The following is a 22,942-nucleotide window of genomic DNA, read 5'->3' as shown; positions in this document are numbered from 1 at the left end:
ACCCCTCTCCCGGCGGAAGAGGGGTGTTGTATTACTTAGCCAGAACTTCCTGCGCGGTGCGCTCAACCAGAGACAGCAGGATTTTAATATCTTCCAGCGTCACGGTTGGGTTCAGCAGCGTCAGCTTCAGGCAGGTCACGCCGTTATGCTCGGTCACACCGACGTTTGCCCGGCCGGATTCCAGCAGCGCGTCACCAATTTTCTGGTTCAGCAGGGCGATGCCCGCTTCATCCGTCTGCACCTGTCCGCGGAAGCGGAACAGAACGCTTGCCAGCTGCGGCTGCATAACCAGCTCCAGCGCAGGCTGCGCTTTCACGTAGGCCGCAACCTGCTGTGCCAGGGTCACGCCGTGATCGATGATCGCCGCGTATTGCTCCTGACCCAGCGCTTCCAGGCTCATCCACAGCTTCAGCGCGTCAAAACGACGGGTGGTCTGCAGAGATTTGGAAACCAGGTTAGGCACGCCGGCCTCTTCGTCGAACTCAGAGTTCAGGTAAGCCGCCTGATAGCGCATCAGCTCATAGTGGCGCGCTTCTTTCAGCAGGAACGCGCCGCAGCTGATGGTCTGGAAGAACTGCTTGTGGAAGTCCAGAGTGACGGAATCCACCAGCTCGATGCCGTCCAGGTAGTGACGATACTGCTCAGACATCAGCAGCGCGCCGCCCCAGGCCGCATCAACGTGTACCCAGATGTTCTGCTTCGCGGCCAGCTCAGCAATCGCACGCAGCGGGTCGATAGCACCGGCATCGGTGGTACCTGCCGTCGCGACGATGGCCAGAATCTGCTCGCCGTTCGCATTGCACTGTTCGATTTTCGCCGCCAGATCGGTCAGATCCATGCGGGAGAATTCGTCCGTTTTCACCTGCACCACGGACTGGTAGCCCAGGCCCATCAGCGCCATGTTTTTCTGCACGGAGAAGTGCGCGTTTTCGGAGCACAGCACGCGAATTTTGCGCAGATCGCCAACCAGACCGTCCTGCTGAACGGAATGACCCTGACGCGCGAAGAACGCATCGCGCGCCAGCATCAGGCCCATCAGGTTGCTCTGAGTCCCGCCGCTGGTGAAAACACCTGCGTCGCCGGCCTGATAACCCACGCGGGTACGCAGCCACTCGATCAGTTTGATCTCAATGATGGTTGCGGACGGGCTTTGATCCCAGGAGTCCATACTCTGGTTAGTGGCGTTGATCAGCACTTCCGCCGCCTGGCTTACGACCAGGCTTGGGCAGTGCAGGTGCGCCACACACTGCGGGTGATGAACGGACAGGCTGTCTTTCAGGAAAAACTCCACGGCGCGTTCAATCGCCGCTTCGTTGCCCAGCCCTTTCGGGTTGAAATCCAGCTTAATACGGTCGCGCAGTTCCGCGACCGTTTTGCCCTGGTACATCTCAGGCTGTTTCAGCCACTGCATCACAGCCTGAGTGCTTTGTTCAATCGCCTGCTGGTAAGCTTCAATGCTCTGAGCAGAGGAGAACAAAATTGGGTTTGAATCAGACATCGTAATCAACAACTCCGGTTACGCCGGGCGAACGCCCGCAGCAAGCAGTGCCTGCTCAAATTTATCCAGGAAGATTTTCAGCTCTTCGTCGCTGATCAGCAGAGACGGCAGCAGACGCAGAACGATACCGTTACGGCCACCGCGCTCCAGAATCAGACCGGCTTCGAAGCACTTCTTCTGAATCAGTGCAGACAGCTCGCCGTCGCCAGGGAAGCAGCCCATGTGGTCAGCCGCTTCGTGTGGCTTAACGATCTCAATACCGATCATCATGCCCAGACCGCGAACGTGACCAATCACCGGGTAGCGCTTCGCCATCTCTTTCAACTGGCCTTTCAGCCATTCGCCCTGTGCAGCCACTTTGCCTGCGATGTTCTGGTCTTTCAGGATTTTCAGCGTCGTCAGACCGGTTGCCATCGCCAGCTGGTTGCCGCGGAAGGTACCGGTGTGGTGACCTGGTGCCCATGCATCGAACTGCTTTTTGATACCGAGCACGGCCAGCGGCAGACCGCCACCGACGGCTTTAGACATCACGATGATGTCTGGCTCAATGCCAGCGTGTTCGAAGGCGAAGAATTTACCGGTACGGGCAAAGCCAGCCTGCACTTCGTCGAGGATCAGCAGAATGCCGTGTTCCTGAGTCACTTTACGGATGCGCTGCAGCCACTCAGCCGGAGCCGGGTTCACGCCGCCTTCGCCCTGAACCGCTTCCAGGATCACCGCAGCAGGCTTACGCACGCCGCTTTCAACGTCGTTGATCAGGTTATCGAAGTAGTACGTCAGCGCTTTCACGCCCGCTTCACCACCGATACCCAGCGGGCAACGGTATTCGTGCGGGTAAGGCATGAACTGGACTTCTGGCATCATACCGTCAACCGCTTCTTTCGGAGACAGGTTGCCGGTCACGGACAGCGCGCCGTGGGTCATACCGTGGTAACCACCAGAGAAGCTGATGATACCGCTACGACCGGTCACTTTTTTCGCCAGCTTCAGCGCCGCTTCAACGGCGTCAGCACCGGATGGACCGGTGAACTGCAGGCAGTACTCTTTGCCCTGACCAGGCAGCAGAGAGAGCAGGTATTCAGAAAACGCGTCTTTCAGAGGCGTCGTCAGATCCAGAGTATGTAACGGCAAGCCGCTGGTAATGACATTTTGGATGCTTTTCAGCACATCAGGATGGTTATGGCCAAGCGCAAGGGTCCCTGCGCCTGCTAAACAGTCAAGGTATTCTTTATTATCTGCATCGGTGATCCACACGCCTTCTGCTTTAGTGATGGCTAAAGGCAGTTTGCGCGGATAACTCCTGACGTTAGATTCAAACTCGGCCTGACGGGCCAGATAGGTTTCGTTGCTTTTGTGGGCATCTACGGTGTCAATACGGACTTTATCCGTCATCATATCACTCCTACAACCGCCGCTTCGTTATGAGCCACGATTGAATAAAAAGTTAAAAAACAGATGGGGGCCTGAAAAAAACGCCGCCAATATAGAGCCTTTTGCCACGGGGCTCAATGGTTAATTTGTTTACTGTTTTGTGACACGGGGCTGTGGGGAGAAAATATCCCCATTTTTAAAATGAAAATTGCATTTTATGCCAAATAAAAACAGCCTGTTACAGGCTGTTTGTCCGGCGTGTAAAGTCGCAGAAAAGAGTGTGACAAAACGTGCCATTGAATGGCAAAAAAGGAGGCTGGCTGTTTCTATTTCGGCGTCATGTGCAAAAAGCGGTGCTCATGATGCATGCACAACGGAATCACGCATCAAAAAAGGACTTTCAACGCGCGTGGTGTTGTGATGCTCTTCACCGTTAATAATATGCATGGCGCTCAGGCGACCAATTTCATAGTGCGGCAGTTGAACCGTCGTGAGAGGAGGCAGGAACAGCTCCCCAATACCCACCATATTGTCATAGCCGATTACCGCGACATCTTCCGGTATGCGAAGCCCTTGCGCCAGCAGCGTCTGGTACACCATAAACGCGATACGGTCGTTGCCGCAGATAACGGAGTCGAACCGGGGAATGCCATTCTGCATGTGCGCCAGCAATACTGACGGAATGTCACGATAGTGCTCATCGCCGAGCGCCATATAGCTGTGCGCCAGGCTGTGCGGGTCGAGTCCCGCTTCACGGCATGCACGTTCCAGCCCCTGACGACGTCGGGTTGTGGCCAGATGCCCCTCAGGCAAATGCAGGCAGAGAGGGCGTCGATAACCCTCCGCGAGTAACGCCCGCACGGCGGTATATTGCCCCTGTTCATCATCGGGAATATAGCTGGCGACCTTTTCGCCGTCACTTTCGCAGTTGGCCAGCACGCAGGGAAGGGTGAGGAGTTTGGCCGGGAGAGGAACCTGACGTAACCCCATGGTGGTGTAGATAATCCCGTCAGGCCGATGAGAGAGGAGAAGGTCGACAATGGCGTCCGGGTTGTCATCGGTAAACATATTCATCACGAAGCTGTTCCAGCCGTGCATTCTGGCCGTCTCTTCAATCGACAGCGTGATTTCCACCGAGAAAGGCGTCGTCACCGTATCGAGCGCCAGTACGCCTATGGTTTTCGGCGAGGCATGCGCGCCGCGAATTTTCTTGGCGGACAGGTCTGGCACGTAGCTGGTCTGCTCGATAGCCAGCTGAACGCGCGCCAGCGTTTCCGGCTTAAGGCGTTCCGGGCTGTTCAGCGCGCGGGAAACCGTCATCAGCGATACGTTAGCCAGCTTTGCGACGTCCTTCAGGGAAGCCATTTTCTTACTCCGTTAATGCACTGTGTGAAAGGGTATACAACTAAGTTGCTGATGTAAAAGGAAGGCTGATGCACATGCCAGGTCAGGCTTAACCTCCGTGATGAATATTTGATCGCGATCTCATTCTCTTAATGTTAACGTTAACTTTCGTGATTAACATCTTAAATCTTCACCAAACAGCATGAGAAAGAAATTATGTTAACGTTACCATTGTGTCATTACTCCAACATGAGAATGTCATGATGAAAACGCATCGCTCTCACAGCTACCCTTTACTGAGCGCATTACTGTTTTTCTTTTTTGTCACCTGGTCATCTTCCGGCTCGTTACTCTCCATCTGGCTTCATCAGGAGGTGGGCCTAAAAGCGGGGGATACCGGCATTATCTATGCCGTGCTTTCCGTCTCCGCGCTTTTTGCTCAAATCTGCTATGGATTCATTCAGGACAAGCTCGGTCTGCGCAAAAACCTGCTCTGGTTTCTGACCAGCCTGCTCATTCTTTCCGGTCCAGCCTTCCTGCTGTTTGGTTATCTGCTGCAAATTAACGTATTACTCGGCAGTATTTTCGGCGGGGTTTATATCGGGCTGACGTTTAACGGCGGAATAGGGGTTCTGGAGTCCTACACCGAGCGCGTGGCCCGCCAGAGCCAGTTCGAGTTCGGCAAGGCGAGGATGTGGGGATCGCTGGGCTGGGCGGCGGCAACCTTTTTTGCGGGGCTCCTGTTTAACATTAATCCGAAGCTGAACTTCGCGGTGGCGAGCTGCGCCGGGCTGGTGTTTTTTGTGTTGCTGGCGCGCCTCAGGGTCTCTTCCGCCCCGCACGCCATGCAGGAAGCGGTGTCCGGCGGTAAGGTCACGCTGGAGGATGCCTTGCGCCTGCTGACGCTGCCGCGCTTCTGGGCGCTGGTGTTTTTCGTCATCGGCACCTGTATTTATGGCGTTTACGACCAGCAGTTCCCTGTCTATTTCTCCTCACAGTTTCCGACGCTGCAGGAAGGAAACGCCATGTATGGCTATCTCAACTCCTTCCAGGTTTTCCTGGAGGCGGCGGGCATGTTTTGCGCCCCGTGGCTGGTGAATCGCCTCGGTGCGAAAAACGGCCTGATTTTCGCCGGAATGGTGATGGCGATGCGTATGATGGCATCGGGTCTGGTTGAGGGGCCGGTATTGATCTCCATTACCAAGCTATTGCACGCGGTTGAACTGCCCGTTTTGCTGGTCTCCATCTTTAAATACAACAGCCTGCATTTTGATAAGCGGCTCTCTTCCACCCTCTATCTGGTGGGCTTTGCCTGTACAAGCTCGGTGATTGCCTCGGTGCTGTCGCCGCTGGCCGGCTACAGCTATGAGAAATACGGCTTTGCCCAGTCCTATCTCATCATGGGGTTGTTAGTTTTCAGCACCACGTTTATCTCCATCTTCCTGTTGCGCACGGGTAAGTCCTCTTCTGACCCGTTAATGCCGCAACCTTCCACCATCTGATCAAAGAGTAGAGAAATGACGTATTCCATTACGAAAGCAGAACAGGAACTGCAGTCCGGACGCGAAGCGCTTAACCTGCGCTGGTATCCGCGTTACCACCTCGCCGCGCGTGCCGGCTGGATGAACGATCCGAATGGCCTGGTCTGGTTTGACGGCTGGTATCACGCCTTTTATCAACATCATCCGTATTCGACCCAGTGGGGGCCGATGCACTGGGGCCATGCGCGCAGCAAAGATTTAGTTCACTGGGAACACCTCCCGGTTGCGCTGGCACCGGAAGGACCAGACGACAAGGACGGCTGTTTTTCTGGCTCAGCGGTGGTGGATGGCGACACGCTGGCGTTGATCTACACTGGCCACAAATTCCACGGCGATCCCGGCGATGAGGCTAATCTCTACCAGGTTCAGTGCCTGGCAACCAGCCGTGACGGCATCCACTTTGTGCGGCACGGGACCGTCATTGACACGCCGCCTGGACTGCATCACTTCCGCGATCCGAAAGTATGGCGTGAAGGGGAGTGGTGGTACATGGTCGTTGGCGCGCGAGAGGGGGATACGGGCCAGGTGCGTGCGTACCGGTCTGCCGATCTGCGCGAGTGGCAGGACAGGGGCGTGCTCGCGGTGGCTGAAAAAGAGATGGGCTACATGTGGGAATGTCCGGACTTTTTCACCCTTAATGGTAAACGCGTGCTGATGTTCTCTCCTCAGGGGCTGGCGGCGGACGGATTCAAAAACCGTAATCTTTTCCAGAGCGGGTATCTGGTAGGTGAATGGCAGCCCGGCCAGCCCTTTGTGCGTGAAGGTGAATTTGTAGAGATGGATTACGGGCATGATTTCTATGCGCCGCAAAGCTTCCTGACGCCCGACGGCCGCCGCATTGTTATCGGCTGGCTGGACATGTGGGAATCACCTCTGCCGGAACAGGAGGATGGCTGGGCAGGCATGCTCTCCTTACCTCGCGAGCTGACGCTGAGTGCGGATAATCATCTGCAAATGCGGCCGGCCAGAGAAGTTGAAACCCTGCGCGGGGCGTGGTTCCCCTGGCCGATAACTACGCTTAATAACCAGCAGATGACGCTGGTGGAACACTGCGATGCGATGGAGGTCACTCTGCAATGGGATTGCGCGAACAGCAGCGCGGAGCAATACGGCATTCGTCTCGGCGACGGGCTACGCATCTATGTTGATGTCCAGATGCAGCGCCTGGTGCTGGAGCGTCACTATCCGCAGTATGGCTTGTGCGGTACCCGAAGCGTCGCGCTTAACCTGAATGACATGCTGAACCTGCGCCTGTTCTTTGATAGCTCGTCTGTGGAGGTGTTTGTCAATGAGGGAGAAGCGTGCCTCAGCAGCCGTATTTATCCTGAAGCAGACGGCCGCGAGCTGGCGTTGTTTGCCTGGGCGGGGGGAGCGTCGCTTATTCATGGCGGGGCGTGGCAATTAGAATAAAAGGGCTTATGACATTTCTGACCCTTTGCATGGAGTGAGACCGGCAAATAAAAAAGGCGACCGCAGTCGCCTGATTTATTTTAGCGAACCCTTCTTTTACTGCTTCATTTGCATCAATCATCATATAATCCTCAAGAATAATTGAAAAAAACGCCCATCTGTTAAGGGCGGCTTTAGCAATACACTAAAGACTGACAATCACGAATCTAATATACTTTGCTATTTAGTCCCTTTTAAGTCAGGGGGATATTATTTTTTAAGCTGCGAATTAACGACTTTTCCATTTTCAACAGTCAGCAAAAGCGTATAGCCTTGTTTCTTCCATACCCCATTATTAGGCTTCCAGCCATTAGCAAGAAGATATTCAGCACTATCAGAGATAGGCTTATTCATTACATGATCAGCTTCCTTAGTGATGTTATTCACTTTAGGTGCTTTTGTATTGCATTGCCCCGCAGCATCCATCACTTGTGTACAGCCTTTAGGTAAACCATGCGCAGATTGTGCTTTCTGTACTGGATAGAGCGCTTGCGCATTTTCCATTGCTTGCTTTTCAGCTGAAGCGTTTATCGTTGCCTGCCTGTTTTGTTCTGCAATGTAACAAGCATCACGGCTAATACCTTGAGCTTCACAATCTGCCAGGCGTTGAGCCTGTGAAGTACAACCCGCTAACGCAGAAACAGACAAAGCTACTATCATCAACTTGTTCATATGTCCTACACCGTTATTTAAATAAAGAGAATCGTTAAGCGTGTATCTATAAGAATAGCTTCTTTCATAATCTCACCCATTCAACATACATTAGCCCCATAAAGAAACCTGTGGCCACTAATGCTAATGCCACTATAGTGGAGAATAAAATATATTTTGTCATGTTCGCTATCATCAGAATAATCAAATTAAGCCAGTTAGCCATAAGTCATAGGGTGAGTTTGTAGTGATATCGTTGGTTAACTGGCTTGTTATTTAAAACTCTTAATAAAAGCCTCTAACGAAGAGGCGTGGGTTAAAAACTTTATTTAGAAACCGAAAGCTACACCAGCCCCGTAAGTAGCGCCGCCGAAGGAACCCGCACCAACAGAAGCTTTAGTTACGATGTGATCGGTAACACGAGCAGAGATTCCTATAGCAACAGCACCTTGAGAGTCATAACCGCCAGCACCAGCACCGATAGCGAAAGTCTGAGAGTCTGTTACCTGCGGGATGTTGCTCATAGCGGCCACAGAAGCAACACCAACAGCAGCACGTTTACGGTTGTTATCTACATCATCCTTAAGGTTCTGGAAGTTGTTATTACTTTCATTTTCTAACGCTGTAATACGTTCTTCATGGTTCTTCAGTTGTGCGCTGTGATTCTGAATAGTGGTTTCTTTTGCTTGTTGACGCGACTGAACGTTAGCGACAGCAGCTTTATTAGCAGCGGCTACTGTTTGTGCATCAACAGCTAAAGATTGCGCATAAGCGCTCGTATTGATTGCCTGAGTCGCTTTGTCAGAAGCATCTTGCAGGGCTTGATCTTGTCCATCCTGATCGGCTTTGAATGTATTTGAATCTACTTTAGTAGTAAGTGCGTTTGTGTTTGCATCAGCTTTAGCGTTTGCATTAATCGCAGAGGTTAAAGATGTGATAGCCGTATTTGTAGCAGGAATTGTTGTAGCTACCGGAGTTTGGCTATCTACTACAGTGATTGTTAATTTCTGAACCCCGCCCTGAACCCCGATAGGATCATTACGGCTAATTATCTGTTGCACAGGAGCCTGAATAATAGCTTTTGGCGGTATAGTTGGAGTGTACATTAAGTTAGTTTGTACTGTTGGGATTTTGCTCGGAACATTGTAAGGCTGTGCAACTGGTATAGGTTGTTTGTTAGGAATCTGCTGAATAGGGAGACTTATTTTAGGTGGCACATTATAAGGTTGAATTGTTGGTTGTTTAACCGGAACGTTGTAAGCCTGTGGCTGTGGTGGAATAACCGGAGTTTTCTGTACTGGTAAAATAGCTTGAGGGGCTACCAAAGGAGTAGGAGTGTTATTTACCAACATTTTGGGTGGTACGTTATATGGTAATGGCGTAGGCTCTTTAACGGGGATGTTATTAGCTAACGGTACAGGGGCTTTCGTCGGAACGTTGTAAGCCATAGGGACAGGAATTTTATTAGGGGTGCTATTGGTCAACAAAGGAGGTACTTTGTTAGGTATGCTATGTGGTAATGGAGAAGGTACACCCTGATTAATAGGCGTAGGAATTTGTTGTTTAACTATAGGAATAGCAACAGGCGTAGCTACAGGAACCTTCTGAACCAAAGGAGGAGTTTTAATTACTGGCTTTGGTGGTTCAACAATCAAAGACTGCTTAGTTGGAGTAGTTATAATACTGTTAGCATTTGTAGTGTTAGCTGGTGCTGCAATCAAACCAGGCTCATTTAAAGTTGTTTTAGTATTAGTTACAGCAGTGTTACCAGAAACTACTACGGGTATATTAGCAGCTAAATTTACTTGTGCAGGTGTGGAAGGGGTTAACGTGCTCATAGATACAGGTGGAGTGAGCCCTCCAATCTGTGTTACATAGATTAATTTACCTTGCGCCTGATCATAATAGCTATTGCTTACGAGTGTGTTATTAGCATCATTCAATGTGTTGCTTGCTATTACATTGTCACGAATCCACGGGGCATATTTTACAATGTCTGGATGTGAATTAAAGTAAGAGTTGGCAGCAGCAAGATCAGCACCAGTTAAAGAAGCTTCAGCTACACCAGTAGACACAACACTAAACATAAAAACAGCGATAGCTGATTTATTTAAAGACTTCATTTGAAAGCTCTCATCAATGCAAGAAAAAATTAAAGTAAGGGTGCTATCCGGGCAGGAAGATATAACCTCCTGTTATATCTGGATTAAACCTTGGTGAGTCTCAAAATTTAAGTTTGATAACTTATTTCGCAACGTGCAGTAACTATCTATGAATGTGTAATTTTGATTATTGATCTAGATCATGGATAGCATTTATCGCTAAACAGGTCTGCTGTAATATGAAAGGTATTATCTTAATAAATACAATTGGATAAGATTTATGACGTTCTGGATCTCAGAACATGAGAAAATTTCAATGCATAAGGTATGCTTAAGCATTTAACTATAAAATCATGCTAAATGTGTAAAACAGTTAATTCAAATTTATAGATTTTTCTACATTCTTTGCTTTTGAATCCTTTTTGTGTTTTGAATGAAAGTTGGTATTCAACTAAAGATTTTCTCTGTAGTTACTCACTAAAAATAAATGTGTTGAAAACTTATACGAAGTTGTATCTAGCTTGAATTGCTATATCTAAGTAAGAAGGTTGTTATACGAAATGGAGAGTTTAGAAGAGGGGGCATGATAGCCCCATATTTAGAGTGGGTTATGCTAAGCTTGTCTCTTTTCATTCCAGGCATCGGAATGCAAGATATTGCCATCTTTATAAAGGTGAGTGATCTTTTCATAAGCTAAAGACACATCTTCCATATGGCCTGTACCCGTAGCCGTTCGGGTATCATGCATCACAGGGCTAAAGCTAACTACTTTCACATTTTCTAGTGTAATGGTGTCGTAAATTTCCTCTTGCCCGCTGTAGTTGATACGATAGAAATTAAACTCAGCGCTTTTAAGAGTTTGCCCCGTTGCAACTGCTTTAAACAGATAGGGTGATGAACTATCAATCTCTTTAGTGAAATTGAATGAGCAATGTTGTCGGCTTCCTGTCACTTTACCTGTTAAATTGTCTGTAGGAATGATCACGCTATGCTGTAAGCTACGTAGTTCTATGCTTCCATCACGTCCATGAACGTCACAAGATCCCATGATCTGAGATCCACCATCATCTTTTAAAATCAAATGTACTGGTACAGCCATTTTTAACGCTCCTTGCTGTTAGTCGTATAACCATCTTCCTGCTTTAGCCGATTCTGCAAACATCCTTACAGTAAGAGGTTTTGAGATTTGCTTTACTGGTTTATCAGTAAACCATCTTCTAAAGAACCACGTTCTAAACCACGGATAATATTTCTGATAATTCATTGCTGACATGTCAACATTAAAAAATCTGTCGTATTTATTAATGCAATAAATTAAATCATCATCGTCTGCATAATCTTGAAGAATATCATCAAGCTCTAACGGTATCAGCTTTCCTGTGAATGTACCTGACACAGGTAACTCTTTACGGAATAGCTCTAAAACTTCCTGATCTGTTACCATATGCGATCTTTCTCGTGTGCGATTGTGTTGTAGTCACGAACGGTTTTATAAACGATTTTACTAATATCGCTCGCTACTATAGCCCAACCAACAACAGGTAATCCACGCCCCACAAAAGCGCCCAGGTTAGTAACATATTTAGGCTTAAGTGTTGTTATGCTCGCTTCTGTAAGAGTTGGAAGTCTTATAGGTAATTCAGTGTTAAGAAGTTGGCGAAGGTATTTTGATGCTATTGACGTACCCGCTGTGGTTCCGTAAGGTTTACCTCTTGTTTTTAATAATGGCAGACCCAGAATAATACAGCTCATTGAAATAACATCTTTAATTCCGCCAAATTGAACATTAACTCTATCCAGTAAAATCCAAAAAAATAACTCTCCTGCAGTGATATTGCATACGCCACGATAGAAATATGTTCCATTTAATTCTTCAACTGTATCCATCAGTAACCCTTTAGTTTCAGGTAACATGTTGATTAATCGTACTGCGTGCAAGTACAAAGGGGAAGCTGTTTTTATGAAAAAGCACTTAAAATCAAAGTTCTGTTGGCTAAATGATAAAGTTTATGTGTGCAGGCTATACATTGAGACAGTCGGATACCAGTGAATTATATAAGGGAAAGAGAAGGGAATTCATTAGCTACTGCTCAATACCATCTATTAAAATGTTAATTATTTTCTTTTCTGTGAAGGATCTTTTAGTCGTTTAATTAAAAAGACAGAGAGTAATTGGGTGTCGTTTTTCTTTCTGAGTATTCGAAGTCTTTCGCTCCTGCCTTGCGTGAAGAATCATTATCCGAAAGAGTGGGCTTGCTTGAGCAAGCAACTTCCCCTAATCTGGCAAAAAGTAAGCTAATGCTTACCAAATGACTCGGGGTGCCCTTCTTTGTGAAGGCTGAGAAATACCCGTATTACCTGATCTGGATAATGCCAGCGTAGGGAAGTCAGATGCCTTCCCGGTCATCGCTTCTTCACGCAAGGCAGGAGCGAACCCATGCAGCCTGACCTGCTCGATTTACACGTTTTACACCACTTCCGAACCCGTTCTCCACTGACCCATTGTATGACCAACGATGTCGTACAGACCTTTACGGCCAACGTTTTGCTGGCGCTTGGCGCATCACCGGCGATGGTGATCGAGGCCGAAGAGGCCGAGCAGTTTGCCGCGATAGCCGATGCGCTGCTGGTTAACGTTGGCACGCTAACCGCGCCGCGCGCGCAGTCGATGCGTCGTGCCATTGAAAGTACGGTGGCGGCAGGCAAACCCTGGACGCTGGACCCGGTTGCCGTTGGCGCGCTCGCGTTCCGTACCCGTTTTTGCCATCAAATTCTTGCCCTGAAACCGGCGGCCATTCGCGGTAATGCCTCAGAAATCCTTGCTCTTGCCGGAATGAGCGCAGGCGGGCGCGGCGTCGATACGACCGATACCGCCGCCAGCGCGGTGCCCGCTGCTCAGGCGCTGGCCCGCCAGACCAATGCCGTTGTGGTCGTCACCGGTGAGGTGGATTACATCACTGACGGACAACGCACCCGAACGGTAACCGGCGGTGACCCGCTTATGACGCGCGTGGTGGGCACCGGGTGCGCGCTCTCCGCCGTCGTCGCGGCGAGCTGCTCGCTGCCGGGCGACCGGCTGGATAATATCGCTGCTGCCTGCGGATGGATGAAGCGGGCTGGAACGGTGGCTGTTGCGCAGTCGCGTGGCCCGGGCAGTTTTGCCAGCGCGTTCCTCGACGCGCTCTACACGCTGGAGGAGCAAGCATGAAGCGGATTAATGCCCTGACCATTGCCGGCACCGATCCCAGCGGCGGCGCGGGCATCCAGGCTGACCTGAAAACCTTCTCTGCCCTTGGTGCGTACGGCTGCTCGGTCATTACCGCGCTGGTGGCGCAAAACACGCGTGGTGTGCAGTCGGTCTACCGTATTGAGCCGGATTTTGTTGCCGCACAGCTGGATTCCGTGTTCAGCGACGTGCGCATTGATACCACTAAAATCGGCATGCTGGCCGAGACGGACATTGTTGAAGCGGTGGCCGAGCGGCTTAAGCGTTATGCGGTGCAAAACGTGGTGCTGGATACCGTCATGCTGGCGAAAAGCGGTGACCCGCTGCTTTCCGCCTCTGCCGTGGAAACCCTGCGTAAAAAGCTGCTGCCGCAGGTGGCGCTCATCACGCCCAATCTGCCGGAAGCCGCCGCGCTGTTGGGCACATCGCACGCGCAAACGGAACGCGAGATGAAAGCGCAGGGGAACGCGCTGCTGGCAATGGGCTGCGGGGCGGTACTGATGAAGGGCGGGCATCTGGATGACGCGGAAAGCCCGGACTGGCTCTTCACCCGCGAGGGCGAAGTGCGCTTTACCGCGCCGCGCGTGCAGACCAAAAATACCCACGGCACGGGCTGTACGCTTTCGGCCGCGCTGGCGGCGCTGCGTCCACGGCATGACGGCTGGGCCGATACGGTGCGCGAAGCGAAAGCCTGGCTCTCGGCGGCGCTGGCAAAAGCCGATACTCTGGAAGTCGGTCACGGTATTGGGCCGGTTCATCATTTTCATGCATGGTGGTAAGCCAGTATACTGGCAGGAAACACCACGCCTGAGAAAACAGAGATGGAACAAGCGCATACCCGGTTAATCGCTCAACTGAATGAACGGATCGCCGCGCCTGACAACACGCCGCTGTACCTGAAATTTGCCGAAACGGTAAAAAATGCGGTGCGCAGCGGGGTGCTGGAGCACGGGAATATTTTGCCCGGCGAGCGCGATCTGAGCCAGTTAACCGGCGTGTCGCGCATCACCGTGCGAAAGGCGATGCAGGCGCTGGAGGAAGAGGGCGTAGTAACGCGCTCCCGTGGCTATGGTACGCAAATCAACAACATCTTTGAATATTCGCTGAAAGAGGCGCGCGGCTTTTCCCAGCAGGTGGTGCTTCGCGGTCAAAAGCCCAATACGCTATGGGTCAACAAGCGGGTGGTGAAGTGCCCGGAAGAGGTGGCGAACCACCTGTCGATCTCCCCGGACAGCGAGGTCTTTTTGCTCAAGCGCATTCGCTATGTGGATGACGATGCGGTGTCCATTGAAGAGTCCTGGGTCCCGGTCGGGTTAATTCCCGACCCGGATGCGATTGGCATTTCGCTCTACGACTACTTCCGCAGCCAGAATATCTTCCCGCAGCGCACCCGCTCAAGGGTGAGCGCCCGCATGCCGGACAGCGAGTTTCAGGCGCACATTAAGATGGACGAAAAAATACCGGTGCTGGTGATCAAGCAGGTCGCGCTTGACCAGCAGCACCGGCCGATTGAGTACAGCATCAGCTACTGTCGCAGCGATCTATACGTCTTTGTGTGCGAGGAGTAATTCGTCGCGAGTCGGGGCGCAGTCTCCGCCTCGGTGGCTGACTACCCAGGACGCCACGGCATTCCCCAGCAGAACGGCATCTGCCAGTGACCATCCCGCCGCCAGCCCGGCAAGCGTGCCGCCCGCGTGGCTGTCGCCAGCGCCAATGGTGTCCACAACCGTCGCCGGGAACGCCGGAACAACGCCCGAGGTCTTACCGTCATACCACGTGGCGCCGTCTTTATCATGCCGCACAATCAGCGCGCCGCCGAAACGCAGCGGCCACTCCGCACCCAGATCTTCAGCCGCAACACCCAGTCGCTCGGCTGCGATCTCCGCTTCCTGACGATTAAGCGACACAATCGGCCTGCAGGCCATAATTCGCGCCATCAGCGCGTCGGGAATATCCGCGATGCGGGGACCGAAATCGATAAAGGCCGTCACGTCCGGCAACCTCTCCAGCCAGCGTGTCAGCAGCTCGCCGCTGGGCGATGCCAGCTGATAGCCGGACAAATAGACCAGGCTGTTCGACGGGATATTAAGCACATCAAGCCAGCGCTGCTGCCACTGGTTCTCCACGCCGCTAAAGGACATAAAGGTGCGCTCGCCGTCTGGCTCCACCAGCGCGAGGCACCAGCCGTTATCGCCGGTTTCGGCCTCGATGGCGCTGTGCAGATCCTGCTTCGCCATGGCGTTGCGAATGATGTCCGCCCACACGCCGTGGCCGACGGGCAGGGCGTTTTGCGCCGTAATGCCGAGCCGTTTCAGGGCGATGGCAATGTTCAGCGCGCAGCCGCCGATATTCACCCCCTGCTGTTTGAGCTCGATATCGCACCCGCGCCAGGGCAGGGCGTAGGCGTCGGCGATGACGTCAATCACCGCTGCGCCCAGCACCGTCACCGGGCGCGTGGCGTGCAGATTGTCGAGACGTTGGGCAAATGCATTCATACGCCCTCCCTTTGCTCCCTGAAGTGCAGCAGTTTCTCGCAATAGTGGCCGAAATCGAGCCGGTTGGCGGCGTCGAGTTCGGCTTTGAGCGCCGGGTCAATCGCCTGCACGCCGTGGAGCGCACCGCAGATGGCCGTCGCCATCGCGCCAATGGTGTCGGTATCGCCGCCCAGATTGGCGCATAAAATGGCGCAGCGGTTCGGGTCGGTTCCTGCCAGTTCGACCATCGCAATGGCCGCTGGAACGGACTCAATGGTGCTGGTTCCCGCGCCAATCAGCTGATAAACCTGCTCGCTGGCGGAATCAATCCCGTTGGCTTCCCGCACGGTCTTAAGCGCCAGCTCAATACGCGCCGCCAGCGAAGCGCTGAAGGTGGTGGTTTTCGCCTCCTGCGCATAGCGGGCTATACCTGGCAGGGCATCGACGATGTTCTGCCAGCTTTCGCCGTCGACGGCGCGCGAAATAGCCCAGGCAATCACCACCGCGCCGGCAATGGCGAGATCGGATTTATGGGTCGGGCTGGAGGCCTGCGCCACCTGCTCAACAAAGTGTTCCAGACGCGTGGCCGGAAGCAGGCAGCCCAGCGGGGAGGCGCGCATCGCCGCCCCGTTGGTCACGCCGTTGTTTTCCAGTTCGCTAACCGGTTTCCCGTCGCGAATCGCGTTAAGCGCGATTTTGGAGGTCGGGCCGAGCACGTTCTTATTGAACGCGTCGAAGTCGAGCGCCCATTTCAGGATATGCTTGCCGATAACGTCCGGGTTAATCTCCCCGTCGCACTCGACGATCGCGTCCGCCAGGCACAGCGCCATTGAGGTATCGTCGGTGAACTCTGCCTGTTTGAAATAGCAGGCCGCATTATTCTCTGCCGGGCCGGGTAAAAAGCGGTCGATCCAGCCAAAGTGGGCCTTGACGCGCTTTCTCGGCCACAGCTCCGACGGCATGCCCATCGCATCCCCTAACGCCTGCCCGTAAAGGGCCCCGAGAACACGTTCTTGTTTCATTTAACTTCCCCTTGTGTCAGCGCGGCATCGCCATCAACCACCTCAATTGCGGTGATCTCTTTATCCGATTCGCGGAAAAACAGCATAAACAGCACGGCAATCACGGCAATCATGATTGCACCAAACGCCCACATTCCGGCCCAGTTGAAGGTCAGCCCATTCACCGGCTCTTTGTATGCGAACATTTTTTCCATCATCACGCCGCCCAGGCGGTAACCCAGCAGACTACCAAAGCCCTGGCAGCACAGCGTAATCAGGCCCTGTGCGGCGGTACGCATGTGCACCGGCGCTTTTTTATCCACGTAGATGTACGCGGTAACGTAGTAGAAGTCGTAGCTCACGCCGTGCAGCAGAATGCCAAGGAACAGCAGGGCGTAGGTAAAGTACTGTTCCGCACCGCCGTAAACGAAGAATCCGTAGCGGATGGCGGCGGTAATTAGACCCAGCAGTAAGACCTTCTTAATACCAAAGCGTTTGGTAAAGAACGGCAGCGCCAGCATAAAGAAGATTTCAGAGAACTGGCCGAGCGTCATCCAGCCGGTGGCGTTTTTCATCCCCACTTCGGTGAGATAGCCGTTGGCGAAGATGTAGTAGAAGGCCAGCGGCATGGCGAACAGGAACGAGCAGAAGAAGAACACCAGGAAGTTTTTGTCGCGCAGCAGGATCAGCGCGTCCAGCCCCAGCATCACTTTGAAGTCCAGCTTGCCGGTGCTCTTCGGCGGGGTGTTCGGCAGGAACAGGGCAAACACGCCGAGCAGGGCTGAGCTGGCTGCGGTCATCAGCAGCGGAATATTGGTATCGGAAATATCGCTGTAGCCCAGCATCTGCGGCAGGAATCCGCACGCCAGCCCGGAGGCGATCCAGCCGATGGTGCCCATCACGCGGATACGCGGGAAATCGGCCTCGACGTCATCCACGTTGGCGAAGGCAATGCTGTTGGTCAGCGCGATGGTCGGCATATAGGTCAGGGAGTAAACCAGCAGCAGCGGGAAGAAGGTGCTGAACTGGGTTTGCTGTGCGGCGAAGTACATCAGAATGGCTCCAGCGAACATCAGTACCGCCAGCACTTTCTGTGCGGCGAAGAAGCGGTCCGTCAGCGAGCCGACCAGAATCGGTGAGAGGATAGCGGCAATGGCGGTACAGGCGTAAGACCAGCCAATTTCCCCGGCGGTAAAACCGCTTTTGCTCAGCCACAGCCACAGCGGCACAAACCACGCGCCCCAGATAAACCATTCAACAAACATCATGAATGACAGTTGGACTTTCGTTTTCATTTTTTAATCCTGCATGTCAGAGAGGGTACGCCTTTAACATACCATTTAATAATACCTTTTAAATACCTTTGCGGCGATTGTTTGATCAATGTAACAGTTTTGTTGTACACGAATCGAGCCAGCAGATTGTGCTGAAAAAAAATGCAAAGGGTGGAAAATCTGTTAAGTCGGTACCAGGCTTAGTCTGCCCATAAAAGATGGGACTGGATAAACACACACCGACACGACGTCGGACTTACGGGAGTATCACATGACTGATATTGCGCAGTTGCTTGGCAAAGACGCCGACAGCCTTTTACAGCATCGTTGTATGACCATTCCAGCCGACCAGCTGTATCTGCCTGGTCATGACTACGTTGATCGCGTGATGATCGATAACAACCGTCCGCCTGCGGTCCTGCGAAATATGCAGACGCTCTACAACACCGGGCGGCTCGGCGGCACCGGGTATCTCTCTATTCTGCCGGTAGACCAGGGCGTTGAGCACTCGGCGGGCGCCTCTTTCGCGGCGAATCCGCTCTACTTCGATCCGAAGAACATTGTTGAGCTGGCGATTGAAGCGGGCTGTAACTGTGTAGCCTCCACCTACGGCGTGCTGGCTTCGGTTTCGCGTCGCTATGCCCACCGCATTCCGTTCCTTGTGAAGCTGAACCACAACGAAACTCTGAGCTACCCTACCGAATATGACCAGACCCTCTACGCCAGCGTCGAGCAGGCGTTCAATATGGGAGCGGTGGCGGTAGGGGCGACCATCTATTTCGGTTCTGAGCAGTCTCGTCGTCAGATTGAAGAGATCTCCGCGGCCTTTGAACGCGCGCACGAGCTGGGCATGGTCACCGTACTGTGGGCGTATCTGCGCAATAACGCGTTCAAGAAAGACGGCGTGGATTACCACGTGTCGGCCGACCTGACCGGGCAGGCGAACCACCTGGCGGCGACCATCGGCGCGGATATTGTGAAGCAGAAAATGGCCGAGAATAACGGCGGCTATAAAGCGGTGAACTTTGGCTATACCGATGACCGCGTATACAGCAAGCTGACCAGCGATAACCCGATCGATCTGGTACGCTACCAGCTGGCGAACTGCTACATGGGCCGTGCGGGGCTGATTAACTCCGGCGGGGCGGCGGGCGGTGATACCGACCTGTCAGACGCGGTGCGTACGGCGGTTATCAACAAACGCGCGGGCGGCATGGGGCTGATCCTTGGCCGTAAGGCGTTTAAGAAATCGATGGCCGACGGCGTGAAGCTGATCAATGCGGTTCAGGACGTCTATCTGGACAGTAAAGTCACGATTGCCTGACGCCTCCATCTCCCTCTCCCTGTGGGAGAGGGTTGGGGTGAGGGCATCACCGCGCACCGTGTGAAACATCAGCGCAAAAGCACACAGTCCGGCGGCAGCCGACACTGCAGCGCGCCGGGCAACACCTCAATGCGGAACTGTGTTCCGCTCAGCGGCTCTCCATCGAGGTTAAACGTCATCCCGTGCGGCGCATTCACCTCAAACCATGCGGATTTACCGTCAATGATATTCGGACTCTCTTCCGGCTGCGTCAGCGTGGTAAACAGCGCGGGCAGCAGGCCGTCACCCGTAAAAATCCGCAGCTGTAGCTGACCGTCATTGATCAGCGCCTCCGGGCAGAGCTGCTGCCCGCCGCCTGCCTGGCGACCATTGCCAATGCCAATCACCAGCGCGTCACCCTGCCACTGAAAATCCTCGCCGCGAATTTCGCAGCGGTCAGGCTTGAGGGTGTCCATGCGCATCAGGCCGTGGATGAGATACGACACGCCGCCCAGCGCCGCCTTCAGCTTTTCCGGCGTTTCGCTGGTGATGCGCGTGCCAAACCCGCCGGTCGCCATATTGATAAAGCAGGTTTTATCATTCACCTGCGCAATATCCACAGCGGTGGCCTTGCCGAGGATCGCCAGCTGAAGCGCCTTCTCTAACTCCTCGGGGATCCCAGCGCTGGTGGCAAAATCATTGGCGGTACCGAGCGGTAAAATACCCATCACCGGGCGGTTTGCCGGGGGCAGGTCGATCAGCGCTGACGCGATCTCATTGATGGTGCCATCGCCGCCGCCGGAAATGATGGTATTGACGCCAAGCCCGAGGGCTTCATTGATATAGCGTGCCGCGTCGCCTTTTTCCCATGTTACCCTTACGTGGATGCGCGCGCCGTCGTCACGCAAACCCTGAATTGCCTGACGCAGCAGATCGTTGCCCGCACTTTTGCCATTGAGAATCAATAAACTGTCTTGATAGGTTGCCATCCGCGCTGCTCCCTTTTTTAGCGTTAGTAAGAGTGTATAGCAGAGAGGAAAAAAGCGGGTAAGAACAGGATGAAAGGGAAAAAATAGGCATGAAAGCGCGTTACACTCCAGCGATGATATTAACGTAATCACAGGAAAGTGATGATGAATAAAATTTTGGTAAGCGCGTGCCTGATGGGCTTCAGGGTTCGTTATAACGGAAGTGAAAAAGCGAGAATGAACGAGCGACTCGCTCGCTGGCAGCAGGAACAACGTCTGGTTATCCACTGCCCTGAATTGGCTGCCGGGCTGCCTGTACCTCGTCCTCCGGCAGAGATTATGTCTGCTGATGGCAAAGACGTAATGCGCGGGCAAGCCAGAATTATTGAAAATACCGGGCAGGACGTGACTGAGCAGTATCAGCTTGCAGCCTGGCTTGCGCTACGCGCTGCTCAGGAGTCGGGGTGTAGCGCTGCATTGTTAACCGATGGCAGCCCAACGTGCGGCAGTGAGTTTATTTATGACGGATCGTTTCGCGGCATACATAAAGCGGGGAGGGGGGTTGCGGCATCGTTGCTCGCAGAGCATGGGATCGCCGTGTTCTCAGAGAAGCAAATCGACGAACTCATTGCCTGGATTGAGGAGAGAGAAGGCAAAAAATAAGCCCGCGTAAGGGAGATTACGCAGGCTAAGGAGGTGGTTCCTGGTACAGCTAGCATTTATGGGTTATGTTTTTCAGCGGGGGGATAATACCCGTATTGAACGAAGCGGTATGTGATCCGATTCTAAGAATTATCCCAGCGCGAAAAAATTTCCCTGATTGACTATTTGCCGTGTGGGTTTCGGGTGCTTTCACCGTTGAAGTTACGCATCAGCAGGGCGAATTTCAGCTCCACCTCTTCAGGAACCGGCAGCCAGACGGTATGCCCGTCGCCCGGTGCCACCTCAATCGCTTCGCCTTTGCCGTTTTCCAGATGTTCCAGCGTGAAGTTCATGTTGCCCTGCGGGGTCATCAGCTCCAGGCTGTCGCCTTTGGTGAACTTGTTTTTCACCGCGACGGCCGCCAGCGCGCCTTTGCGCTCGCCGGTGAAGTCACCGACAAACTGCTGGCGCTCGGAAACGGAGTAGCCGTGCTCGTAGTTCTGGTAGTCGTCGTGGGTATGACGGCGCAGGAAGCCTTCGGTATAGCCGCGATGCGCCAGGCCTTCCAGAGTTTCCAGCAGGCTGGTATCGAACGGTTTACCGGCGGCCGCATCGTCGATGGCTTTGCGGTATACCTGCGCGGTACGCGCGCAGTAGTAATAGGATTTGGTGCGGCCTTCAATCTTCAGGGAGTGCACGCCCATCTGGGTCAGACGCTCGACGTGGGCGATGGCGCGCAGATCTTTCGAGTTCATGATGTAGGTGCCGTGCTCGTCTTCAAAGGCGGTCATGTACTCGCCCGGACGTTTGGCTTCTTCAATCATAAACACGCTGTCGGTTGGCGCGCCGATGCCCAGCGTCGGCTCAACGTTGGTCACCGGGATCGGTTCATGCTTGTGGACGATGTTGCCGATGTCATCCTCTTTGCCTTCCTGGACGTTATATTCCCAGCGGCAGGCGTTGGTGCATGTGCCCTGGTTCGGGTCGCGCTTGTTGATGTAGCCAGAAAGCAGGCAGCGGCCAGAGTAGGCCATGCACAGCGCACCGTGGACGAAGATTTCGATTTCCATATCCGGCACCTGGGTGCGGATCTCTTCGATCTCTTCAAGGGACAATTCGCGAGACAGAATGACGCGGGTCAGCCCCATCTGCTTCCAGAACTTCACCGTCGCCCAGTTGACGGCGTTAGCCTGTACGGAGAGGTGAATATCCATCTCCGGGAAGTTCTCCCGAACCAGCATGATTAAACCCGGGTCCGACATGATCAGCGCGTCCGGCCCCATATCCACCACCGGCTTCAGGTCACGGATGAACGTTTTCAGCTTGGCGTTGTGCGGCGCGATGTTGACCACCACGTAGAATTTCTTGCCCAGGGCATGCGCTTCGTTGATGCCGAGCTGCAGGTTCTCGTGGTTGAATTCGTTGTTACGTACGCGCAGCGAGTAGCGCGGCTGGCCCGCGTAGACAGCATCGGCGCCATAGGCGAAAGCGTAACGCATATTTTGCAGCGTTCCCGCCGGGGAAAGGAGTTCCGGTTTAAACATGTTTGTTCTCGTTCTGATGACAGGTCAGATCCGCGGCACCTGGTGCAGCGGTAAGGGGAGATCCCCCACTTTAAGGGCGGGCATTGTAGCGCTGCGGGGCGGGGAGGTAAAGCGCCGGGTCGCCTCACCGCTCTCCCGGCGCGCGTCGTGCTGTCAGGTGTTGTCTTTTACCGTCTGGGTAGACCCGTTAGTTTTGACCGAGGCGATACCCTTATCACGCGACTGTTCCGTCGCATAAAGCTGGCTGCTGCCAATGACCTGATGATTGCCCGCCTTGAGATTGAAATGGAACTTACCGTTAGAAGCCGTTTTCTTCTCGTAGCGCTCGTCCAGGGGGCTGTTTGTGCGTACGGAGGCAATGCCGTTTTCGGCGGCACTTTTACTGGTGTAAAGCTCGCTGGTAAGAATGATCTCTCCGTTACCCGCTTTCAGCACAAACCTGTACTGACCATCACTGCTTTTACTTAATTCGAACCAACCAGACATAGGAACTCCTTGATCGAAAGTAAAATGAGAGGCACCAGTTATCAGTAAGCGAACCGGTAAAAAGAGTA

21 protein-coding genes and 1 riboswitch are annotated in these 22,942 nt (G+C 53.2%); of the genes, 7 read left to right on the top strand and 14 right to left on the bottom strand.

Translation table 11 applies throughout. The features are described from left to right. Positions 1 to 31: 31 nt before the first annotated feature. The 3 genes from P349_RS11630 to P349_RS11640 all read right to left on the bottom strand — a co-directional run bounded on the left by P349_RS11630 (position 32) and on the right by P349_RS11640 (position 4,234). A complete protein-coding gene (locus tag P349_RS11630; protein WP_024908138.1) occupies positions 32 to 1,498 on the bottom strand; it encodes a pyridoxal phosphate-dependent decarboxylase family protein in 1,467 nt (488 codons plus the stop codon). Between the two features lie 18 nt (positions 1,499 to 1,516). Then, on the bottom strand, positions 1,517 to 2,893 hold the full coding sequence (locus P349_RS11635) for a diaminobutyrate--2-oxoglutarate transaminase (RefSeq protein WP_014884533.1): 1,377 nt from the start codon (positions 2,891 to 2,893) through the stop codon (positions 1,517 to 1,519). 333 nt (positions 2,894 to 3,226) lie between these two features. Then, on the bottom strand, positions 3,227 to 4,234 hold the full coding sequence (locus P349_RS11640) for a LacI family DNA-binding transcriptional regulator (protein ID WP_032646529.1): 1,008 nt from the start codon (positions 4,232 to 4,234) through the stop codon (positions 3,227 to 3,229). A gap of 239 nt (positions 4,235 to 4,473) precedes the next feature. On the opposite strand from P349_RS11640, the gene P349_RS11645 reads away from it, so the two are divergent. Both P349_RS11645 and P349_RS11650 read left to right on the top strand, forming a co-directional pair. After that, complete coding sequence (locus P349_RS11645) at positions 4,474 to 5,715, top strand: MFS transporter (protein ID WP_032646527.1); 1,242 nt, start codon at positions 4,474 to 4,476, stop codon at positions 5,713 to 5,715. A gap of 15 nt (positions 5,716 to 5,730) precedes the next feature. Beyond that, positions 5,731 to 7,164 (top strand): glycoside hydrolase family 32 protein, encoded by a 1,434-nt coding sequence (locus tag P349_RS11650; RefSeq protein WP_032646526.1) that lies wholly within the window; start codon positions 5,731 to 5,733, stop codon positions 7,162 to 7,164. Positions 7,165 to 7,413: 249 nt separating this feature from the next. On the opposite strand, the gene P349_RS26820 is transcribed toward P349_RS11650, so the two are convergent. From P349_RS26820 to P349_RS25445, 5 genes are all read right to left on the bottom strand, one after another. Further along, positions 7,414 to 7,875, bottom strand: coding sequence for a hypothetical protein (locus P349_RS26820; RefSeq protein WP_071995305.1), 462 nt, complete (start codon positions 7,873 to 7,875; stop codon positions 7,414 to 7,416). 308 nt (positions 7,876 to 8,183) lie between these two features. Beyond that, positions 8,184 to 9,977, bottom strand: a complete 1,794-nt coding sequence (locus tag P349_RS25995; RefSeq protein ID WP_081758207.1) for a YadA C-terminal domain-containing protein — start codon at positions 9,975 to 9,977, stop codon at positions 8,184 to 8,186. Between the two features lie 592 nt (positions 9,978 to 10,569). After that, entirely contained in the window at positions 10,570 to 11,055 is a 486-nt protein-coding gene (locus P349_RS11655; protein WP_032646525.1) for an Hcp family type VI secretion system effector, read from the bottom strand. Between the two features lie 18 nt (positions 11,056 to 11,073). Next, on the bottom strand, positions 11,074 to 11,400 hold the full coding sequence (locus P349_RS0124415) for a DUF1493 family protein (RefSeq protein WP_032646524.1): 327 nt from the start codon (positions 11,398 to 11,400) through the stop codon (positions 11,074 to 11,076). Then, positions 11,394 to 11,843, bottom strand: a complete 450-nt coding sequence (locus P349_RS25445) for an STM2901 family protein (protein ID WP_071995304.1) — start codon at positions 11,841 to 11,843, stop codon at positions 11,394 to 11,396. The genes P349_RS0124415 and P349_RS25445 overlap by 7 nt, the downstream gene beginning before the upstream one ends. Before the next feature lie 418 nt (positions 11,844 to 12,261). Next, a riboswitch (TPP riboswitch) is annotated at positions 12,262 to 12,358 on the top strand. A 35-nt stretch (positions 12,359 to 12,393) separates the two neighbouring features. On the opposite strand from P349_RS25445, the gene thiM reads away from it, so the two are divergent. The 3 genes from thiM to P349_RS11670 are packed head-to-tail and all read left to right on the top strand — an operon-like array spanning position 12,394 to position 14,750. Beyond that, the gene (gene thiM, locus P349_RS11660; protein ID WP_032646522.1) at positions 12,394 to 13,164 is read left to right on the top strand and encodes a hydroxyethylthiazole kinase; all 771 of its coding nucleotides are present in this window, start codon (positions 12,394 to 12,396) and stop codon (positions 13,162 to 13,164) included. Continuing rightward, the gene (gene thiD / locus P349_RS11665) at positions 13,161 to 13,961 is read left to right on the top strand and encodes a bifunctional hydroxymethylpyrimidine kinase/phosphomethylpyrimidine kinase (RefSeq protein WP_032646521.1); all 801 of its coding nucleotides are present in this window, start codon (positions 13,161 to 13,163) and stop codon (positions 13,959 to 13,961) included. Before thiM ends, thiD begins: the two co-directional genes overlap by 4 nt. Before the next feature lie 42 nt (positions 13,962 to 14,003). Then, complete coding sequence (locus tag P349_RS11670; protein ID WP_032646519.1) at positions 14,004 to 14,750, top strand: GntR family transcriptional regulator; 747 nt, start codon at positions 14,004 to 14,006, stop codon at positions 14,748 to 14,750. On the opposite strand, the gene P349_RS11675 is transcribed toward P349_RS11670, so the two are convergent. The 3 genes from P349_RS11675 to P349_RS11685 are packed head-to-tail and all read right to left on the bottom strand — an operon-like array spanning position 14,724 to position 17,952. Further along, positions 14,724 to 15,677 carry a PfkB family carbohydrate kinase gene (locus P349_RS11675; RefSeq protein ID WP_032646518.1) on the bottom strand — a complete coding sequence of 318 codons (954 nt, stop codon included), beginning with the start codon at positions 15,675 to 15,677 and terminating at the stop codon, positions 14,724 to 14,726. The two genes, P349_RS11670 and P349_RS11675, sit on opposite strands and share 27 nt — an antisense overlap. Then, positions 15,674 to 16,678: an ADP-ribosylglycohydrolase family protein gene (locus P349_RS11680; RefSeq protein WP_032646513.1), complete on the bottom strand. Its 1,005-nt coding sequence runs from the start codon at positions 16,676 to 16,678 to the stop codon at positions 15,674 to 15,676. The genes P349_RS11675 and P349_RS11680 overlap by 4 nt, the downstream gene beginning before the upstream one ends. Continuing rightward, positions 16,675 to 17,952 (bottom strand): nucleoside permease, encoded by a 1,278-nt coding sequence (locus P349_RS11685; RefSeq protein ID WP_024908126.1) that lies wholly within the window; start codon positions 17,950 to 17,952, stop codon positions 16,675 to 16,677. Before P349_RS11685 ends, P349_RS11680 begins: the two co-directional genes overlap by 4 nt. A gap of 250 nt (positions 17,953 to 18,202) precedes the next feature. Here P349_RS11685 and fbaB point away from each other — a divergent pair, with 250 nt between their 5' ends. Next, entirely contained in the window at positions 18,203 to 19,255 is a 1,053-nt protein-coding gene (fbaB, locus tag P349_RS11690) for a class I fructose-bisphosphate aldolase (protein ID WP_023312424.1), read from the top strand. Positions 19,256 to 19,323: 68 nt separating this feature from the next. Here fbaB and yegS read toward each other — a convergent pair whose 3' ends face one another. Next, complete coding sequence (gene yegS / locus P349_RS11695; RefSeq protein ID WP_032646512.1) at positions 19,324 to 20,223, bottom strand: lipid kinase YegS; 900 nt, start codon at positions 20,221 to 20,223, stop codon at positions 19,324 to 19,326. Positions 20,224 to 20,364: 141 nt separating this feature from the next. Between yegS and P349_RS11700 the strand changes: the two genes are divergently transcribed. Then, complete coding sequence (locus tag P349_RS11700; protein ID WP_032646511.1) at positions 20,365 to 20,865, top strand: DUF523 domain-containing protein; 501 nt, start codon at positions 20,365 to 20,367, stop codon at positions 20,863 to 20,865. A gap of 161 nt (positions 20,866 to 21,026) precedes the next feature. Here P349_RS11700 and trhP read toward each other — a convergent pair whose 3' ends face one another. Together trhP and P349_RS11710 are read right to left on the bottom strand one after the other, a co-directional pair. Continuing rightward, a complete protein-coding gene (gene trhP / locus P349_RS11705; RefSeq protein WP_008500866.1) occupies positions 21,027 to 22,388 on the bottom strand; it encodes a prephenate-dependent tRNA uridine(34) hydroxylase TrhP in 1,362 nt (453 codons plus the stop codon). 153 nt (positions 22,389 to 22,541) lie between these two features. After that, positions 22,542 to 22,874 carry a YegP family protein gene (locus P349_RS11710; protein WP_032646510.1) on the bottom strand — a complete coding sequence of 111 codons (333 nt, stop codon included), beginning with the start codon at positions 22,872 to 22,874 and terminating at the stop codon, positions 22,542 to 22,544. Positions 22,875 to 22,942 lie beyond the last annotated feature (68 nt).

Source organism: Enterobacter sp. DC4 (assembly GCF_000568095.1).
Taxonomy (GTDB): domain Bacteria; phylum Pseudomonadota; class Gammaproteobacteria; order Enterobacterales; family Enterobacteriaceae; genus Enterobacter; species Enterobacter pseudoroggenkampii.
This window is presented reverse-complemented; position numbering and strand designations above follow the sequence as displayed.

What these genes read in the sequence shown, in the direction of transcription:
- P349_RS11630 (WP_024908138.1), bottom strand. Translation starts at nt 1,498, where the DNA reads ATGTCTGATTCAAACCCAATTTTGTTCTCCTCTGCTCAGAGCATTGAA.
- P349_RS11635 (WP_014884533.1), bottom strand. Translation starts at nt 2,893, where the DNA reads ATGATGACGGATAAAGTCCGTATTGACACCGTAGATGCCCACAAAAGC.
- P349_RS11640 (WP_032646529.1), bottom strand. Translation starts at nt 4,234, where the DNA reads ATGGCTTCCCTGAAGGACGTCGCAAAGCTGGCTAACGTATCGCTGATG.
- P349_RS11645 (WP_032646527.1), top strand. Translation starts at nt 4,474, where the DNA reads ATGATGAAAACGCATCGCTCTCACAGCTACCCTTTACTGAGCGCATTA.
- P349_RS11650 (WP_032646526.1), top strand. Translation starts at nt 5,731, where the DNA reads ATGACGTATTCCATTACGAAAGCAGAACAGGAACTGCAGTCCGGACGC.
- P349_RS26820 (WP_071995305.1), bottom strand. Translation starts at nt 7,875, where the DNA reads ATGAACAAGTTGATGATAGTAGCTTTGTCTGTTTCTGCGTTAGCGGGT.
- P349_RS25995 (WP_081758207.1), bottom strand. Translation starts at nt 9,977, where the DNA reads ATGAAGTCTTTAAATAAATCAGCTATCGCTGTTTTTATGTTTAGTGTT.
- P349_RS11655 (WP_032646525.1), bottom strand. Translation starts at nt 11,055, where the DNA reads ATGGCTGTACCAGTACATTTGATTTTAAAAGATGATGGTGGATCTCAG.
- P349_RS0124415 (WP_032646524.1), bottom strand. Translation starts at nt 11,400, where the DNA reads ATGGTAACAGATCAGGAAGTTTTAGAGCTATTCCGTAAAGAGTTACCT.
- P349_RS25445 (WP_071995304.1), bottom strand. Translation starts at nt 11,843, where the DNA reads ATGGATACAGTTGAAGAATTAAATGGAACATATTTCTATCGTGGCGTA.
- thiM (WP_032646522.1), top strand. Translation starts at nt 12,394, where the DNA reads ATGCAGCCTGACCTGCTCGATTTACACGTTTTACACCACTTCCGAACC.
- thiD (WP_032646521.1), top strand. Translation starts at nt 13,161, where the DNA reads ATGAAGCGGATTAATGCCCTGACCATTGCCGGCACCGATCCCAGCGGC.
- P349_RS11670 (WP_032646519.1), top strand. Translation starts at nt 14,004, where the DNA reads ATGGAACAAGCGCATACCCGGTTAATCGCTCAACTGAATGAACGGATC.
- P349_RS11675 (WP_032646518.1), bottom strand. Translation starts at nt 15,677, where the DNA reads ATGAATGCATTTGCCCAACGTCTCGACAATCTGCACGCCACGCGCCCG.
- P349_RS11680 (WP_032646513.1), bottom strand. Translation starts at nt 16,678, where the DNA reads ATGAAACAAGAACGTGTTCTCGGGGCCCTTTACGGGCAGGCGTTAGGG.
- P349_RS11685 (WP_024908126.1), bottom strand. Translation starts at nt 17,952, where the DNA reads ATGAAAACGAAAGTCCAACTGTCATTCATGATGTTTGTTGAATGGTTT.
- fbaB (WP_023312424.1), top strand. Translation starts at nt 18,203, where the DNA reads ATGACTGATATTGCGCAGTTGCTTGGCAAAGACGCCGACAGCCTTTTA.
- yegS (WP_032646512.1), bottom strand. Translation starts at nt 20,223, where the DNA reads ATGGCAACCTATCAAGACAGTTTATTGATTCTCAATGGCAAAAGTGCG.
- P349_RS11700 (WP_032646511.1), top strand. Translation starts at nt 20,365, where the DNA reads ATGATGAATAAAATTTTGGTAAGCGCGTGCCTGATGGGCTTCAGGGTT.
- trhP (WP_008500866.1), bottom strand. Translation starts at nt 22,388, where the DNA reads ATGTTTAAACCGGAACTCCTTTCCCCGGCGGGAACGCTGCAAAATATG.
- P349_RS11710 (WP_032646510.1), bottom strand. Translation starts at nt 22,874, where the DNA reads ATGTCTGGTTGGTTCGAATTAAGTAAAAGCAGTGATGGTCAGTACAGG.